Raw genomic sequence first — 15,113 nt, forward strand, 5'->3', positions numbered from 1 at the left:
GGCAGTATAGGCAGGCAGGCGCGACACGCCTTGGCGGTCTTCGCCGTCTCGGCTCCAGGCGGTGCGCGACGGCGATTCTGGCATGTTATAGTAGCGACCTATCACGCTCATTGGCGCCAACGACTATGGTCACCCCCGGCGTCGTCCTAGAATGGGCAACACGAACCGAACGAATAACGGTGGTACCACAGCATGGCCAGACTCCCTATTCTCGAGTTTCCCGACGAGCGGCTGCGCAACAAGGCAGTGCCCGTCGAAAACGTCGATGACGAGGTCCGCCAGCTGGTCGATGACATGCTGGAGACCATGTACGCCGCACCGGGTATCGGCCTCGCCGCCACCCAGGTGGACGTGCATCGCCGAGTCATCGTGATCGACGTCAGCGAAGATCAGTCCACCCCGTTGGTGCTGATCAACCCCGAGGTCACCCCGCTGGGGGACGAACGGGAACCGATGCAGGAAGGCTGCCTGTCGATCCCCGAGTACTACGCCGAGGTGCCGCGCGCGCTGCGGGTAAAGCTGAAGGCTCAGGGACGCGACGGCGAGCCCTACGAGCTCGAAGCCGACGGACTGCTGGCCCACTGCATCCAGCATGAGCTCGACCACCTCGAGGGCGTGCTGTTCGTCGACTACCTGTCACCGCTCAAGCGTGACCGGGTGATGAAGAAGATGCAGAAGCGTCATCGCCAGATGCAGGGCGCCTGAGCCGCTGCGCAGCCCTCAGGCCGCCGCCATCTCGGCCCAGAAATAGCCATTGCCTCGGCCCCGCAACCGCCTACGACGAAGACCGACAACGTGAATCACGTTGTCGGTCTTCGTCGTTTCGCCCGTCTCCGTTACTATTGTCCCCGCATTCTTCGGCCAAGGCCCTGAACATGACCCGATCGCTGCGCGTGATCTTCGCTGGCACGCCCGACTTCGCCGCCGAGAGTCTCTCGGCGCTGCTGGCCAGTCACCACCAGGTGATTGCCGTCTATACCCAACCCGATCGCCCCGCCGGACGCGGCCGCAAGCTGACGCCAAGCCCGGTCAAGTCGCTGGCGCTGGAGCACGGCCTGCCGGTGTACCAGCCCGAGCGGCTCAGGGACGAAGCCGAACAGCGCGCCCTGGCCGCGCTGGACGCCGACGTCATGGTGGTGGTGGCCTACGGCCTGATCCTGCCGTTGCCGGTACTCGAGGCTCCGCGCCTGGGCTGCCTCAACGTCCACGCCTCGCTGCTGCCGCGCTGGCGCGGTGCAGCGCCGATTCAGCGGGCGATCGAGGCCGGCGATGACGAGAGCGGCGTCACCATCATGCAGATGGACGAGGGACTCGATACCGGCGACATGCTGATCATCCGGCGCACCGAGATCCTGCCCACCACCACCGGCGGCGAATTGCACGATCGCCTGGCCGAGATCGGTGGCAAGGCCATGGTCGAGGCCCTCGACCGACTTGCCGACGGTGAGCTTGCCGCCACGCCGCAGCCCGAACAGGGCGTCACCTACGCCTCCAAGCTCAGCAAGGCCGAGGCCGAGCTGGACTTCGCCCAGCCCGCCGCGACCCTGGCCGCCCGGGTGCGCGCCTTCAATCCCTGGCCGGTGACCTGGTGCGCGCTGGGCGATGAGCGTCTACGTATCCACCTGGCCGAGCCGGCCGATGGCGGCGCACCAGAGTCGCCCGGCACCATCACCCGCGCCGACTCCGAGCTGCTGGTGGCCTGTGGCGCCGAGGGCCGCGAGCGCCTTCGCATCACCCGGGCCCAGCTGCCCGGCGGCAAGGCGCTGGCGGTATCCGAGCTGTTGCGCGCCAGGGCCGAACGCTTTCCCCAGGGCACGCTGCTGGGACGTCCTTTCCCGGAGACCTCCGCATGAGCGATTCTCAACCCCCACGCGATCGCAAGCCACCCCACCATGGCCGTCGTCACGCCAACGCCCGACGCGACATGGGTGACTGTGTCCGCGCCGCCGCAGCCAAGGCGCTGGTGCCGGTGATCACCGGCAAGGGCTCGCTGGCCACCCTGGACGACCATCAGGTGGTGGCCCGCGACCGTGCCCTGTTCAAGGCCATGTGCTTCGGCGTCTGCCGCACCCTGCCACGGCTCGAGGCACTGGCCGCCCAGCTGCTCGAGAAACCGTTCAAGAGTCGCGATGCCGACATTCAGGCGCTGCTGCTGCTGGGCGCCTATCAACTCCTGTACCTGCGCATCCCGGCCCACGCGGCGGTAGGCGAGACCGCCGGTGCCGCGCGTCTACTCGGCAAGGCCTGGGCCACCCGGGTGCTCAACGGCTGTCTGCGCCGGCTGCAGCGCGAGTCGTCGACGCTGGAAGCCGAAGTCGACCGTGACCCGGCGGTGGCGCTGTTGCACCCACGCTGGTGGCTCAAGTCGCTGCGCCAGGCCTGGCCCGATGACTGGCAGGCGATCTGCGAGGCCAACAACCAGCCGGGACCGATGACCCTGAGGGTCAATCGTCGCCACAACGACCGCGAGCAGTACCTGGATATCCTCGACGGTGCCGGCATCTCCGCCAGGCTATGCGCCCACGCCCCGGACGGGCTGGTGCTGGAGACCGCCCGCGACGTGGAGGCCCTGCCCGGCTTCGCCCAGGGCCACGTCAGTGTCCAGGACGAGGCCGCCCAACTGGCTGCGGTGCTGCTTGGCCCGGTGGTGGCACCGCGGCCGGGTGCGCGCGTGCTCGACGCCTGCTGCGCCCCCGGTGGCAAGACCGCTCACCTGCTCGAGCTGTTCGACGTCGACCTGCACGCCATCGACTCCGATGCTGCGCGCCTGGCACGGGTGGAAGACACCCTGACTCGTCTGGGCCTGTCGGCGACCCTGGCCCAGGGCGACGCCACCGAGCGTGACTGGTGGGACGGCACCCCGTTCGACGCCATCCTGCTCGACGCCCCCTGCTCCGGCAGTGGCGTCATCCGCCGTCATCCCGACATCAAGCGCCTGCGTCGGCCCAGCGACATTGCCCAGCTGGCCCAGCTTCAGCGCGCGTTGCTCGACAATCTGTGGCCGCTGCTCAAGCCCGGCGGCACCTTGCTCTACGCCACCTGCTCGGTGCTGCCGGAAGAGAATCGCGACCAGATCCGCGACTTTCTCGCGCGCACCCCGGACGCCAGCGAGCAGATGCCCGACGGCATCGCCTGGGGCCAGGTTTCCGGGGCCGGACGCCAACTGTTACCGAAGGTCGACAGCCATGACGGCTTCTTCTATGCCAGACTGGTGAAGGCGGGCCGCTAGTCCGACCAGGACGTCGGCCTGGCCGCCCGTGACCTATGCTTCTCCAACAGGGAGTCTGTATGAGCCAACACGTCTACAAGCAGATCGAGTTGACCGGTTCCTCGGAAACCAGCATCGAAGATGCGGTACAGCGGGCCATCACCAAGGCCTCGGAAACCGTGCATGACCTGCGCTGGTTCGAGGTGACCGATACCCGCGGCCATATCGAGAATGGCCGGGTGGCCCACTGGCAGGTCACGGTCAAGGTCGGCTTCACCCTCGACTGAGCTGCGAGGCTGATTCGACCCGGAGACCCACGGGACTTGCATTGCACAAGTCCTGCGGTGTTTCCTTTCAGCACAGGGCGGGACTCTCCCGCCCTGTTGTACTGTTCAGAGCTCGGGTATGCTGGCTCAATGCTGCAACGCACCATAGGCTCTGAACCCCTCTTCGGACACGACGACGATGAAGATCATCATTCTCGGCGCCGGCCAGGTTGGCGGCACCCTGGCGGAGCACCTGGCCCGCGAGGAGAACGACATCACGGTGGTGGACACCGACGGTGAGCGCCTGCGCGAGCTGCATACCCGGCTCGACATCCGCACCGTCTCCGGGGCGGCCTCCTACCCCATGGTGCTACGCCAGGCCGGCTGCGAAGACGCCGACATGCTGATCGCGGTGACCAACTCCGACGAGGTCAACATGATCGCCTGTCAGGTCGCCCATACCCTGTTTCGTACCCCGACCAAGATTGCCCGAGTGCGCGCCACCGCCTACCTGGCGCGCAAGGGACTGTTCGCCCACGAGGCGGTGCCCATCGACGTACTGATCAGCCCCGAGCAGGTGGTCACCGACCATATTCGCCGGCTGATCGAGCACCCCGGCGCCCTGCAGGTGCTGGAATTCGCCGGTGGACTGGTCCAGCTGGTGGCGGTCAAGGCCTTCTACGGCGGTCCGCTGGTCGGCCAGGAGCTCGGCTTCCTGCGCCGTCACATGCCCAGCGTCGACACCCGGGTGGCCGCCATCTACCGGCGCAACCGTCCGATCATTCCGCGTGGCGACACGGTGATCGAGGCCGACGACGAGGTCTTCTTCATCGCCGCCCGGCGCGATATCCGCGCGGTGATGAGCGAGCTGAGGCGACTGGATCGCGACTTCCGCCGGGTGGTGATCGCCGGCGGCGGCAACATCGGCGAGCGCCTGGCCGAGCACCTCGAGCACAGCCACCAGGTCAAGATGATCGAGCACAGCCTCGAGCGCTGCACCCAGCTCTCCGAACGCCTCGACCGCACCGTGGTACTGCACGGCAGCGCGACCAGCAAACGCCTGCTGGAAGAGGAGAACATCGAGGACTGCGACATCTTCTGCGCGCTGACCAACGACGACGAGGTCAACATCATGTCGTCGATGCTGGCCAAGCGCATGGGTGCCAAGAAGGTGCTCACCCTGATCAACAACGCCGCCTACGTGGATCTGGTCCAGGGCGGCGAGATCGACATCGCCATCTCGCCCCAGCAGGCCACCATCGGCAGCCTGCTGACCCATGTGCGCCGCGGTGACATCGTCAACGTCCACTCGCTGCGCCGCGGCGCCGCCGAGGCCATCGAGGCCATCGCCCACGGCGACAGTCAGTCCTCCCGGGTGGTCGGTCGTGCCATCGGCGACATCGACCTGCCCGGTGGCTCCACCATTGGCGCGGTGGTGCGCGGCAAGGAAGTGCTGATCGCCCACGACGACGTAGTAGTGGAGAGCGGTGACCACGTCATCCTGTTCGTGGTCGACAAGCGCAAGATCCGTGACGTCGAACGCCTGTTCCAGGTCGGATTGACCTTTTTCTGATGGGCGCGCCCCTCGCCCCTGCCGCCATACCAAGGAGAGCCGCCGCATGAGTCCGATGCCGACCGGGCTTGAGACGACGACCCGTCCCGACATGTCCCCCGCCTGTTGCTGTCAGCCAGGAGGCAGGACGCCATGAGCCTGAGGATGATCCTGCGCATTCTCGGGCTGCTGCTGATGATGTTCAGCCTGACCATGGTGCCGCCCATCGCCATCTCGCTGTTGTTCGGCGACGGCACCTGGGACGCCTTTCTGATCGCCATCGCCATCACCGTGCTGACCGGCGCGCTGATGTTCCTGCCCAATCGTCGTGCCCGGCGGGAATTGCGCACCCGCGACGGCTTTTTGATCGCCGCCATGTTCTGGACGGTGCTGGGGCTGTTCGGTTCGCTGCCGCTGATGCTCACCGGCAGCACCGCACTGTCGTTCACCGACGCGGTGTTCGAATCGTTCTCGGGGCTGACCACCACCGGTGCCACGGTGATCACCGGCATCGACTTCCTGCCCGAGGCGATCCTCTACTACCGTCAGCAGCTGCAGTGGCTCGGTGGCATGGGCATCGTGGTGCTGGCGGTGGCGATCCTGCCGACCCTGGGGGTCGGCGGCATGGCGCTGTACCGTACCGAGATACCAGGGCCGCTCAAGGATTCCAAGCTGACCCCGCGGATCACCGAGACCGCCAAGGCACTGTGGTACATCTACGCCACCCTGACGGTGGTGTGCATGCTGGCCTACATGGCCGCCGGGATGGACTGGTTCGACGCCCTGGGCCACAGCTTTTCCACCGTGGCCATCGGCGGTTTCTCGACCCACGACGCCAGCATCGGCTACTTCGACAGCGCGGTGATCGAGGCCATCTGTATCGTCTTCATGCTGATCTCCGCGCTCAGTTTCAGCCTGCACTTCCTGGCCTGGCGCGAACGCCGTATCGGCCACTACTGGGAAGACTCCGAGGCGCGCTTTCTGTTGCTGTACCTGACGGGGCTGGCCAGCATCACCGTGGTGGTGCTGTGGCTGACCGGTACCGAAGAGACCACCGTGGGACTTCGCCACGGCATCTTTGAGGTGGTCTCGGTAGCCACCACCGCCGGCTTTTCGGTGGCCGACTTCTCCGCCTGGCCCGGCGCCCTGCCGCTTTTGCTGTTCATCGCCGCCTTCGTCGGCGCCAGCTCCGGCTCCACCGGCGGCGGCATGAAGGTCATCCGCATCATCCTGATCATCAAGCAGGGCATGCGCGAGATCATGCGCCTGATCCACCCCAATGCGGTGATCGCGGTCAAGATCGGCAAGGTCAGCGTACCCGACGGCATCGCCCAGGCGGTGTGGGGCTTCTTCTCGGCCTATGTGCTGCTGTTCTTCCTGATGCTGGTGGGGGTGATGGCCACCGGGGTCGACCAGGTCACCGCCTGGTCCACCGTGGGCTCGGCGCTCAACAATCTGGGGCCGGCGCTGGGCGAGGCCAGTCTGCACTACGGTGACATGCCGACCATGGCCAAGTGGATCCTGGTGATGGCGATGCTGATGGGCCGCCTGGAGATCTTTACCGTTCTTGTGTTGTTTACCCCGGCCTTCTGGCGCAAATAGGACCGATCCTGGCGCCCTTTCCTTTGCCGTAGCCCTTCGCTAGAGGGCGGTGTCGGTACCCGCCACCGCCTCTCGCATCACCGAAAGCGCCCGCTGTGCCCGGGCCGACAGTGGCCACTCGGCGCGCTGGATTAGGTAGAGGGTATCGCTGACCTCGGGGGCACCCTCGACCACACGGATGGCGTGCTGGTCCTCGAAGGCCTCCCGGGCAAAGCGTGGCAACACGCTGAAGCCCAGCCCCTGGGCCACCGGCGCCAGGATCAGACCAATCTGATTGGTGAAGCCGCTGCGCGGCCAGCGAGCGTAGCCCGGCGAGCCCGGAAAGCGCCGACTGAGCAGACGGGTGGCCAGGGCCTTGCCGTCTGGATGGTCGATAAAGCCCAGCGCCATCAGCTCATCGAATGTCTCGACACGGGTGTCGGCCGGTACCACCAGTTCCAGCGCCTCGGTGGCAAACTCGCTGACCGTCAGACTGGCGTCGTCGGGACGCTCGCCCACCAGCCCCATCTCCACCTTGCCGTCGATGACGGCCTCGACGATCTCCCGCGTCGGACCGAAGCGATGGCGAATCGCCAGCCCCGGCGCGCGCTTCTGCAACGCCAGCAGACGCGGGTAGATCGCAAGCCCGATGCTCCCTGGCGTCATCAGGCTGATCTCGCCATGATCGTCCAGGTCACCGGCCAGGCGCTGGGTGAGGCGCTGATCGACCCGTTCACGTTCGTTCAGATAGTCCAGCAGGGCGTGGCCGGCCGGGGTCAGCTCGAGCCGCCGGGGCCGGCGAATGAACAACTGTCCCAGCTCGGCCTCCAGGCGCTGGATATGCTGGCTGACCGCCGCCTGGGTCAAATCGAGGCGCTCGGCGGCGCGGGTAAAGTTGCCCTGCTCCACCAACGCCTGAAACGAGCGTAGCCAGAGCGGATTTGCCATAAGCATCTGTTATCATCACCATAACGTCGCGTCGATTTTCATTATAGCGATCCCGGCCCAGACTGTGCTCATCATTCCTGCATCAAGAGGTGACACTCCATGAGCCAGCAAGACGCCTTGGCAAACGCCAACCACGACGCTCCCGCCAACTCTTCAAGCAACGCTCCCAACAGTTATCCCCGCAGCTTCTCCCATATCGGCATCTCGGTGCCGGACGTGGAGGCCGCGGTGGCGTTCTACACCCAGGTGCTGGGCTGGTACCAGATCATGGCGCCGACCACCATCGAGGAAGACGACTCCGCCATCGGCGAGATGTGCACCGACGTCTTCGGCCCTGGCTGGGGCAGTTTCCGTATCGCCCACCTGTCCACCGGTGACCGGGTAGGCGTGGAGCTGTTCGAGTTCGCCAACCACGAGGACCCGGAGAACAACTTCGAGTACTGGAAGACCGGCGTATTCCACTTCTGCGTCCAGGATCCCGACGTCGAGGGCCTGGCCGAGCGCATCGTCGCCGCCGGCGGCAAGAAGCGCATGCCCAAGGTGCGCGAGTACTATCCCGGCGAGAAGCCCTACCGGATGATCTACATGGAAGATCCGTTCGGCAACATCCTCGAGATCTACTCGCACAGCTACGAACTGACCTATTCCGCTGGCGCCTATCAGGACTGAACGCCGGACAATGTCAGCTCTAGGGCAGGCCAGGGTTTGGCCTGCCCTCCTCGTTCATGGATAATCGATCCTTCACATTCTCAAGGCCCCGAGCCCCATGAGCGAGATCGACGACATTGCGCTGGCCGAGCGGCCCGAGACCCGAGGCGGCCCCCGACGTGACCTCCGCGTCGGCGACACCACCTTTACCCTGCTGGGCACCGCCCACGTCAGCGCCGAGAGCGCCGACGAGGTGCGCGACCTGATCGATTCCGGCGACTTCGACGCCGTCGCCATCGAGCTGTGCGACGCCCGCCACAGCAACCTGGCCAACCCCGACGCCCTGGGTGACCAGGACCTGTTCCAGATCTTTCGTCAGGGCAAGGCCGGCATGGTCGCCGCCAACCTGGCCCTCGGCGCCTTCCAGCAGCGCATCGCCGAGCAGTCCGGCATCGAGCCCGGTGCCGAGATGCGCGCCGCCCTGGAGGCCAGTCAGCGCCACGAGCTTCCGCTGCTGCTGATCGACCGGGACGTGGGCCTGACGCTCAAGCGGATCTACCAGAACGTGCCCTGGTGGCAGCGCTTTAGCCTGCTGTCGGGCCTGCTCGGCAGCGTGCTGTCGCGCCAGGAAGTCTCCGCCGAGGAGGTCGAGCGGCTCAAGCAGGGCGACGTGCTGGAATCCACCTTCAGCGAATTCGCCGCCGAGTCGCAGTCGCTGTTCACCCCCTTGATCAGCGAGCGCGATCGCTACATGGTGATGCGCCTGGCCCAGCAGTGCCCACCTGGCAAGTTCAAGCGGGTGCTGGTGGTGATCGGCGCCGGCCACCTCAAGGGCATGGCCGAGCACCTGGAAGGCCCGCCTGCCGAGGACCCGGCCGAGGAAATCGCCGTGCTGGAGGCCACCCGGCCGCCGTCGAAGGTGTGGAAGATGCTGCCCTGGCTGATCACTGCCCTGGTACTGACCGGCTTCGCCATCGGCTTTTCGCGCAACACCGAGCTCGGCTGGCAGTTGGTGGCGGAATGGTTCGTGATCAACGGCGTGCTGTCAGGGGGCGCCACCCTGTTGGCCCTGGCCCATCCGGTCACGGTGATCGCCACGGTGTTCGCCGCCCCGTTGACCTCGCTCAATCCGACCATCGGGGCGGGCTTCGTCGCCGCCGGGGTGGAACTGGCCATGCGCAAGCCCAAGGTGCGCGACTTCTCCACCCTGCGTCATGACGTTACCCAGGTGAAGGGCTGGTGGAAGAACCGTGTCTCGCGCACCCTGCTGGTGTTTCTGACGGCGACCCTGGGCTCCGCCGCCGGCACCTGGATCGCCGGTTTTCGTATCGCCGACAGTCTGTTCGGCTAGCCCGACCGCCTCGTTCGGCACCCACGCACTGCCGCCCCCTCGGGCGGCGGTGTCGTTTCGACGCCCCCTACCATCAACGCGAACCCGCTCCGGGTCCACGCCAGCCCGCCATCGAAACCGGCTCCGAAGCCCGCTTAGACTATGCTCAAAGGAACAGCCTGCTGAACGGAGTCGGCCCCATGACCCGCAGCACCATCGAGGCGCTTCGCCAAGGCGCGAGACGGCGACTCCCACGGCTGGTCTTCGACTATATCGAAGGAGGCTCCGGCGCCGAGCAGGCGCTGGCCGCCAACCTCCAGGCCATGTCACGAGTGGCGCTGGCACCGCGCCTGGCCGACGTCAGCCGGCGCACCCTCGGTACTCGCATTCTGGGCGAAGATATCGCGCTGCCGCTGGTGCTCTCGCCGGTGGCCCTGGGCGGCCTGGCCTGGGCCGACGGGGAACGTCTGGCCGCACGCGCCGCTGCGCGAGCCGGGGTCCCCTACACCGCCGCCACCCTGTCAAACGCCCCCCTTGCGCATATCGCCAGGGACTGCCCGCGCCCACCCTGGTTTCAGCTGTTCGTGTTCAAGGATCGTGCCCTCAGCGAGCGACTGATGGACGACGCCCTGAGTCTCGGCTGCCGTGTGCTGGTGCTGACCATCGATATGCCGCTGCTGGCCGATCACCACCGGGGACTCGGCCACGACGTCAGGCCCGATCCGGCCACCGCCCTCAAGCTCGCCTGGGGGCTGGGCCGTCACCCCGGCTGGTGGTGGCGCCACCTGCGCAGCCGTCGTTTCGCCCTGGGCAATCTGGACGGACCGCTCTCGGCCCCGGACGGCATCGCCTCACTCGCCAGTTGGCTCGGCGACCAGCTCGATCCGTCACTAGGGTGGAGTGATCTGGGCTGGGTCCGCGCCCGCTGGCCAGGCTCCTTGGTCGTCAAGGGTGTACTGGACGCGGACTCGGCGCGCCAGGCCGCCGAGCAGGGGGCCGACGCCGTGGTGGTGTCGAATCACGGGGGGCGCCAACTGGACGCCGCCAGGGCCACCATCGCGGCGCTTCCCGAGGTGGTGGCGGCGGTGGGCGAGCGTCTCGAGGTGCATCTGGATGGAGGGATTCGCAGCGGCCTGGACATCCTTCGGGCGCTGGCCCTGGGCGCCGACGCCGTGCATATCGGCCGTCCCTATCTGTACGGACTGGCCGACGCGGGCGAAGCCGGCGTCGAGCGCTGCCTGGCGATCCTGCGCCGAGAGCTGGACCAGAGCCTCGCCATGTGTGGCTGTTCGAGTATCAGGGAAGTGGATGCACGCGCGCTGGCAGCGAACGGCGATCTCATCGATCGTTAGCTGGACGGCGGCGCTGCGCCACAGTCGCTGCCTTCCGCCAGGCGCCACCGGTAATTGTCGCGTTGTATCGCGCGGGAAATCGCCTCTTTGGCGACGTGATTGCCGACCTGATCCCCGGGGCTCTTTTCCTTGACCATCGTCTCGGCAGAGCGTCCAGCGGGCGCCTCGGCATCGAACGCCAACATGGGCAGGTTCACCGTGATCGGCTGGCGCAGCGTATCCGGGACCATCTCCATCACCTCGATCCACAGCGTCCGGTAGCCGTCGCGCTCGATCTTCCAGCACTGAGGACGGAGCCCGCTTGCAGCCATCAACAACTGCCCACCGATATACGAATTCCCCGGAATGCCGAACCGCCCGTTGCTGTCGGTCACGTCGGCGGCCTCGGCAAAGCCCTCGGCCGAGACCCTGGCCCCCGCCAGTGGGGCCCCGGTACGGGCGTCAATGACCTGCCCCTGCAATGGCTGGCGCGCCCAGCGCTCACTGATCACCGGCACGCAGCCAGAAACCAGCGACATCAGTACCAGCAACAGTGCCAGCACCGCCATCAACGAGATGCTTCGCCGACCACCCGTCGCCAGCCTCATGGGACTTCGCCTGTGCAGAATCGTCGACAGAAACTCTACGCCATCCCTGGCCCATCGTTTCAACGCTGGGCGGGCCGGTGGTGACGCCACAGTTTCAGACCGTCAGGCCAGCGAACGACCGGCTACACGCAGGCGACTGTACTCTTCCAGCGCCGATGATTCGGTCATGCTGCAGATCCAGTCATGCACGAGGCGTCCACGATGGTAGGCCTCCCAGACCTCGCGGCTCGCCCCTTCCCAGGGCTGCGCCATGGCCTGGCGGTACACCCTGAGCACACCGGGTGGCAACCGTTTCACCCACAGCGTCAGCCGCGGCGAGGCGCCATGGCCCTCGTCCAGCAGTCGCACGAAGGCCGCTTCCGGCAGGCGCAACGCCGGCAGGGCGGCATCGAGCAGTCCACATAAGGTGCGGTAGCCCTCGAGCTCCAGCCGTTCCAGCTCCGGATCCCGATATTCGACCCGGGTGGCCAGGCTGTCGAAGGCCTCGAGCAGAGCGCGACAGCCGACCTCCGCGCTCAGCAGCCTCAACTGAGGCTGTCCCTCCCGAATGTTCTCCAGGTGGGCCACGAAGGCATCGGCGGCGTGATTGACCAGGGTGCGCCCCAGCGCCAGTCGCAGGTAGTGAAAGAAGCGCCCCAGTTCCTCGACGTTGTCCCGCTCATAGCGGCGCAGCGCCCAGTCCAGCATGCCACCGAGGCTCCAGCGGCGTACTACTCCGTGGCGCGAGAAGCGCCGCTCCTCCAGACTCGCCCAGGGCTCTCCCTGGCGGGCCAGCCCCTCCACATAGGCCTGTTTGAGCGATGCCACCAGGGATGTCGGGTCGATCAACCCCCGCTCCACCACCGCCTCCAGACGAGACAGGGTCCGTGCAATGACCTCGGCGGCATCCACCACGTAGCTGGCCGGATGGCGATGATCCTGGCCCAGCCCCAGGACACCACGCATGGCCGTCTCCTGGTCGCTCTCGGCACGATAGCAGTAGCCCTGGCGGCCACGGCCATCGTCGCCCACTTCGCGCCACACCGCCTGCTCCCCCAGCAGCACCGCGCCCTGGACATGGGTCAGCGAGATCCCCTCCTGCTTGCTGATGGTGCGGAGCGCCTGGGCCTGGGCGTCGAAACGACACAGCTCGTTGAGCAGGGCCGCGCCCTGGATATCGTCCTTGGCCAGCGGCAGCTGGCGGCCTCCCAGGGCCGACATATGGCTGTCGAACCAGCCGCAAAGCGCAAGTTCTCCGGCCTGGCCGAAGGGAGGTCGACCGATATCACGCAGCAGGCTGCCCACCTCGACCAGACAGATGAAGGCGTCTTCCAGACCATCGAGGCCACAGTCACCCGCCCGCTTGCCCAGCTTGCGATAGACCATCTGCACGATCCGGCGCCCCATCTGCTGTCGCTCCAGTGAGGCCGACAGCAGTCGCCTCTGGCTTGCGTGGGCCAGCACCGCGCCCTGCTGGGGCAGCAGCTGCAATCGACGCAGGCTGGCACTGTGGACGACCCGGGTACGGTCCTTTTCCAAGCGACGCTCCAGCGTCGCCACGGAAAATGCGGCATCACCATCCACCGCCAGCGATGGACAGCGATCTCCCGGGAGAGGTCGGCAGGGGTGAAAACGCCTACGAAAATCCATAACGCTCCTCGTGCGCCAAGCCGCACAGATTGACGAAACTGTGTCAAAAGAAGAGCGTCTCCCAGAAAAAGCCCGGGTGAACTAGGATATTGGCGACACCACAAGCCAGCGGACGTGGATAGAGAATGTAGTTTTATACCGACAGGTCCGAAAAAACCCGCTCAATACGGCATAGTTATGCGTATACCGACACCGATCCTGGCGTTGTCGTCGCCTCGATGCCTGACCACGCCCTCTCACCCTCGCCGTGCGGCCAACCTGCGCATGGCCGGGCTTGGCGTCTCGATCTTGTGGTAGCGCCGACTGGCGGCGTAGCTGTCGTTGAAGACGTCGAAGTAATCGTCGAGCACCGAAGCGGCGTCTTCCTCGCCGCTCTGACGCAATAGCTCGGCGGCCACCTCGGCGGTGCACAGATGCGCCTGGGAAGCGGGCTTGCGCAACCGATAACGCGTCAGTCGATCGGTTCTCAACGGCAGTACCGGCAGGCGTTCCAGGTAGGGGCTCTTGCGAAAAATCCGCCGCGCCTGACGCCAGGTACCGTCGAGAAGGATCAGCACCGGGATGCGCTCCCGGGGGACTCGCCGGACCGCCTCCACCTCGACCACGCGGTCGGCGTAGTCGGGCTGGTCGTCGGGGAATACCACGAAGGGGGCGTAACGCTCGTCGGCCAGGAGCGCCAGCAGCTTTGCATCGGGCGTGGTGCGGTACCAGGTGAAGACACGGGTGGGCGCCAGCACGTCGGCGATCAGACGGCCGGTGTTGGTCGGCTTGTGGTGCTCCAGCGGATGGGTGATCAGCCACACCTGGACCCGAGAGTCGGCCTTGGCCTGATAGGGGCACAGGCAGTTGAGTTCAGGCAGGTTGCAGCCGGCGCAACGGGTGACGAAACTGCCGCGCGCCTTGAACTCTCGCCGCGGGGGACGCGGATGACCGGTGGCTGGGTCCCGGTCGAGGCTCGGGCTCTCGCCGAGGTGCGGATCCCCGACAGCGCTCGGCTCACCCGGATGGCGATCGGCGGACGCCTCCTCGGTAGTTGAAGCTTCCTGAGTCGAGCCGGAATCTTCGGAGCGGGCGTCTTGCTGGGAGGGGGCGGAATCGGCGAAACGAGAGTCACACATGGGCGGGAAGCAGGCTGCGGCAAAGGTCGCCCAATCTACCACGCCCCATTGCCTGCGTCAGGCAAGCCACGCGAAAGACCGCTCTCTCTACCACCCGTTCGAAGGCTCTCTACACAGGCAGCTCGAAGGCTCTTTAGACAACCCGCTCGACGGCGCCACCATCGCCTGGGCCTAGCCCAATTGCGGCATGAACAGTCGACCTTCACGCTGCCAGTGACGGGTCAGGGCCGGCACGCCCTCGCCTGCCGGCATCACCAGTCGGGCAACGCCAGCAGGCACCCTGAGCGATTCGTCAGGGTCCACCAGCACGCAGTCGGCATCGAAGGGCAGTTCGTTGATCAGCGCCGCCGCCGGCATCACCGCCAGCGAAGTGCCGACCACCAGCAACAGGTCCGCCTCGGCGACGATCTCGCAGGCGTCCTGATAGGCCGGCACCGCCTCGCCAAACCAGACCACGTCCGGGCGCAGTTGGCTGCCACCGTCACAGACGTCGCCCATGGCGATATTGCGACGCCCCAGCGGATAGCGCATGCGTTCGTCTACCGAGGAGCGCGCCATCATGATCTCGCCATGCAGGTGCAGCACCCGCCGGGAGCCCGCTCGCTCGTGCAGATCGTCGATGTTCTGGGTGACGATGCTGACCTCGAAGCCACGCGCCTCGAGGTTGGCCAATGCCCGGTGGGCGGCGTTGGGACGCGCACCACGTACCTGGTCCCGACGGGCGTCATAGAAGCTCAGCACGCGCTGCGGGTCTCGTGCCCAGCCCTCGGGGGTGGCGACGTCCTCGATGGGATGATCCGCCCACAGGCCATCGGCGGCACGGAAGGTCTGGATTCCGCTCTCGGCGCTGATGCCGGCGCCGGTCAGCACCACCAGGTGGGGGGCCTTGGACAT

At 66.6% G+C, this 15,113-nt stretch carries 14 protein-coding genes; 9 read left to right on the forward strand and 5 right to left on the reverse strand.

Annotated features, from left to right (window positions below):
* The first annotated feature begins 192 nt into the window (after nt 1-192).
* From def to KUV74_RS04095, 6 genes are all read left to right on the forward strand, one after another.
* A complete protein-coding gene (gene def / locus KUV74_RS04070) occupies nt 193-705 on the forward strand; it encodes a peptide deformylase (protein ID WP_045992735.1) in 513 nt (170 codons plus the stop codon).
* Between the two features lie 170 nt (nt 706-875).
* Nucleotides 876-1,853 carry a methionyl-tRNA formyltransferase gene (gene fmt, locus KUV74_RS04075; protein ID WP_108448512.1) on the forward strand — a complete coding sequence of 326 codons (978 nt, stop codon included), beginning with the start codon at nt 876-878 and terminating at the stop codon, nt 1,851-1,853.
* Between the two features lie 71 nt (nt 1,854-1,924).
* Nucleotides 1,925-3,229 (forward strand): 16S rRNA (cytosine(967)-C(5))-methyltransferase RsmB, encoded by a 1,305-nt coding sequence (gene rsmB, locus KUV74_RS04080; protein ID WP_045995222.1) that lies wholly within the window; start codon nt 1,925-1,927, stop codon nt 3,227-3,229.
* Nucleotides 3,230-3,288: 59 nt separating this feature from the next.
* A complete protein-coding gene (locus KUV74_RS04085; protein WP_045995219.1) occupies nt 3,289-3,495 on the forward strand; it encodes a dodecin in 207 nt (68 codons plus the stop codon).
* A gap of 178 nt (nt 3,496-3,673) precedes the next feature.
* On the forward strand, nt 3,674-5,047 hold the full coding sequence (gene trkA / locus KUV74_RS04090; RefSeq protein WP_045995220.1) for a Trk system potassium transporter TrkA: 1,374 nt from the start codon (nt 3,674-3,676) through the stop codon (nt 5,045-5,047).
* A 132-nt stretch (nt 5,048-5,179) separates the two neighbouring features.
* On the forward strand, nt 5,180-6,628 hold the full coding sequence (locus tag KUV74_RS04095) for a TrkH family potassium uptake protein (RefSeq protein WP_108448511.1): 1,449 nt from the start codon (nt 5,180-5,182) through the stop codon (nt 6,626-6,628).
* A gap of 39 nt (nt 6,629-6,667) precedes the next feature.
* On the opposite strand, the gene KUV74_RS04100 is transcribed toward KUV74_RS04095, so the two are convergent.
* Nucleotides 6,668-7,555: a LysR family transcriptional regulator gene (locus KUV74_RS04100; protein ID WP_222515684.1), complete on the reverse strand. Its 888-nt coding sequence runs from the start codon at nt 7,553-7,555 to the stop codon at nt 6,668-6,670.
* 99 nt (nt 7,556-7,654) lie between these two features.
* On the opposite strand from KUV74_RS04100, the gene KUV74_RS04105 reads away from it, so the two are divergent.
* From KUV74_RS04105 to KUV74_RS04115, 3 genes are all read left to right on the forward strand, one after another.
* Nucleotides 7,655-8,224, forward strand: coding sequence for a lactoylglutathione lyase family protein (locus KUV74_RS04105; protein WP_108131235.1), 570 nt, complete (start codon nt 7,655-7,657; stop codon nt 8,222-8,224).
* Nucleotides 8,225-8,321: 97 nt separating this feature from the next.
* Nucleotides 8,322-9,554 carry a TraB/GumN family protein gene (locus KUV74_RS04110; protein ID WP_222515685.1) on the forward strand — a complete coding sequence of 411 codons (1,233 nt, stop codon included), beginning with the start codon at nt 8,322-8,324 and terminating at the stop codon, nt 9,552-9,554.
* A 179-nt stretch (nt 9,555-9,733) separates the two neighbouring features.
* Nucleotides 9,734-10,885, forward strand: a complete 1,152-nt coding sequence (locus KUV74_RS04115; protein WP_222515686.1) for an alpha-hydroxy acid oxidase — start codon at nt 9,734-9,736, stop codon at nt 10,883-10,885.
* On the opposite strand, the gene KUV74_RS04120 is transcribed toward KUV74_RS04115, so the two are convergent.
* The 4 genes from KUV74_RS04120 to KUV74_RS04135 all read right to left on the reverse strand — a co-directional run bounded on the left by KUV74_RS04120 (nt 10,882) and on the right by KUV74_RS04135 (nt 15,113).
* Nucleotides 10,882-11,472: a carboxypeptidase-like regulatory domain-containing protein gene (locus KUV74_RS04120; RefSeq protein ID WP_222515687.1), complete on the reverse strand. Its 591-nt coding sequence runs from the start codon at nt 11,470-11,472 to the stop codon at nt 10,882-10,884. The genes KUV74_RS04115 and KUV74_RS04120 overlap by 4 nt on opposite strands.
* Before the next feature lie 102 nt (nt 11,473-11,574).
* Nucleotides 11,575-13,101, reverse strand: a complete 1,527-nt coding sequence (locus tag KUV74_RS04125; protein ID WP_146164622.1) for a hypothetical protein — start codon at nt 13,099-13,101, stop codon at nt 11,575-11,577.
* Between the two features lie 236 nt (nt 13,102-13,337).
* Nucleotides 13,338-14,219, reverse strand: a complete 882-nt coding sequence (locus KUV74_RS04130; protein WP_213228237.1) for a tRNA-uridine aminocarboxypropyltransferase — start codon at nt 14,217-14,219, stop codon at nt 13,338-13,340.
* 171 nt (nt 14,220-14,390) lie between these two features.
* Nucleotides 14,391-15,113, reverse strand: coding sequence for an SIR2 family NAD-dependent protein deacylase (locus KUV74_RS04135; RefSeq protein ID WP_222515688.1), 723 nt, complete (start codon nt 15,111-15,113; stop codon nt 14,391-14,393).

It is taken from the genome of Halomonas sp. DP1Y21-3 (assembly GCF_019801245.1).
Lineage (GTDB): Bacteria > Pseudomonadota > Gammaproteobacteria > Pseudomonadales > Halomonadaceae > Halomonas > Halomonas litopenaei.

Bases quoted from the DNA above. Each gene is read 5' to 3' on its own strand.
- KUV74_RS04120 (WP_222515687.1), bottom strand. From the start codon at position 11,472: ATGAGGCTGGCGACGGGTGGTCGGCGAAGCATCTCGTTGATGGCGGTG.
- fmt (WP_108448512.1), top strand. From the start codon at position 876: ATGACCCGATCGCTGCGCGTGATCTTCGCTGGCACGCCCGACTTCGCC.
- KUV74_RS04130 (WP_213228237.1), bottom strand. From the start codon at position 14,219: ATGTGTGACTCTCGTTTCGCCGATTCCGCCCCCTCCCAGCAAGACGCC.
- def (WP_045992735.1), top strand. From the start codon at position 193: ATGGCCAGACTCCCTATTCTCGAGTTTCCCGACGAGCGGCTGCGCAAC.
- KUV74_RS04085 (WP_045995219.1), top strand. From the start codon at position 3,289: ATGAGCCAACACGTCTACAAGCAGATCGAGTTGACCGGTTCCTCGGAA.
- KUV74_RS04100 (WP_222515684.1), bottom strand. From the start codon at position 7,555: ATGGCAAATCCGCTCTGGCTACGCTCGTTTCAGGCGTTGGTGGAGCAG.
- KUV74_RS04110 (WP_222515685.1), top strand. From the start codon at position 8,322: ATGAGCGAGATCGACGACATTGCGCTGGCCGAGCGGCCCGAGACCCGA.
- rsmB (WP_045995222.1), top strand. From the start codon at position 1,925: ATGGGTGACTGTGTCCGCGCCGCCGCAGCCAAGGCGCTGGTGCCGGTG.
- KUV74_RS04095 (WP_108448511.1), top strand. From the start codon at position 5,180: ATGAGCCTGAGGATGATCCTGCGCATTCTCGGGCTGCTGCTGATGATG.
- trkA (WP_045995220.1), top strand. From the start codon at position 3,674: ATGAAGATCATCATTCTCGGCGCCGGCCAGGTTGGCGGCACCCTGGCG.
- KUV74_RS04135 (WP_222515688.1), bottom strand. From the start codon at position 15,113: ATGTCCAAGGCCCCCCACCTGGTGGTGCTGACCGGCGCCGGCATCAGC.
- KUV74_RS04105 (WP_108131235.1), top strand. From the start codon at position 7,655: ATGAGCCAGCAAGACGCCTTGGCAAACGCCAACCACGACGCTCCCGCC.
- KUV74_RS04115 (WP_222515686.1), top strand. From the start codon at position 9,734: ATGACCCGCAGCACCATCGAGGCGCTTCGCCAAGGCGCGAGACGGCGA.
- KUV74_RS04125 (WP_146164622.1), bottom strand. From the start codon at position 13,101: ATGGATTTTCGTAGGCGTTTTCACCCCTGCCGACCTCTCCCGGGAGAT.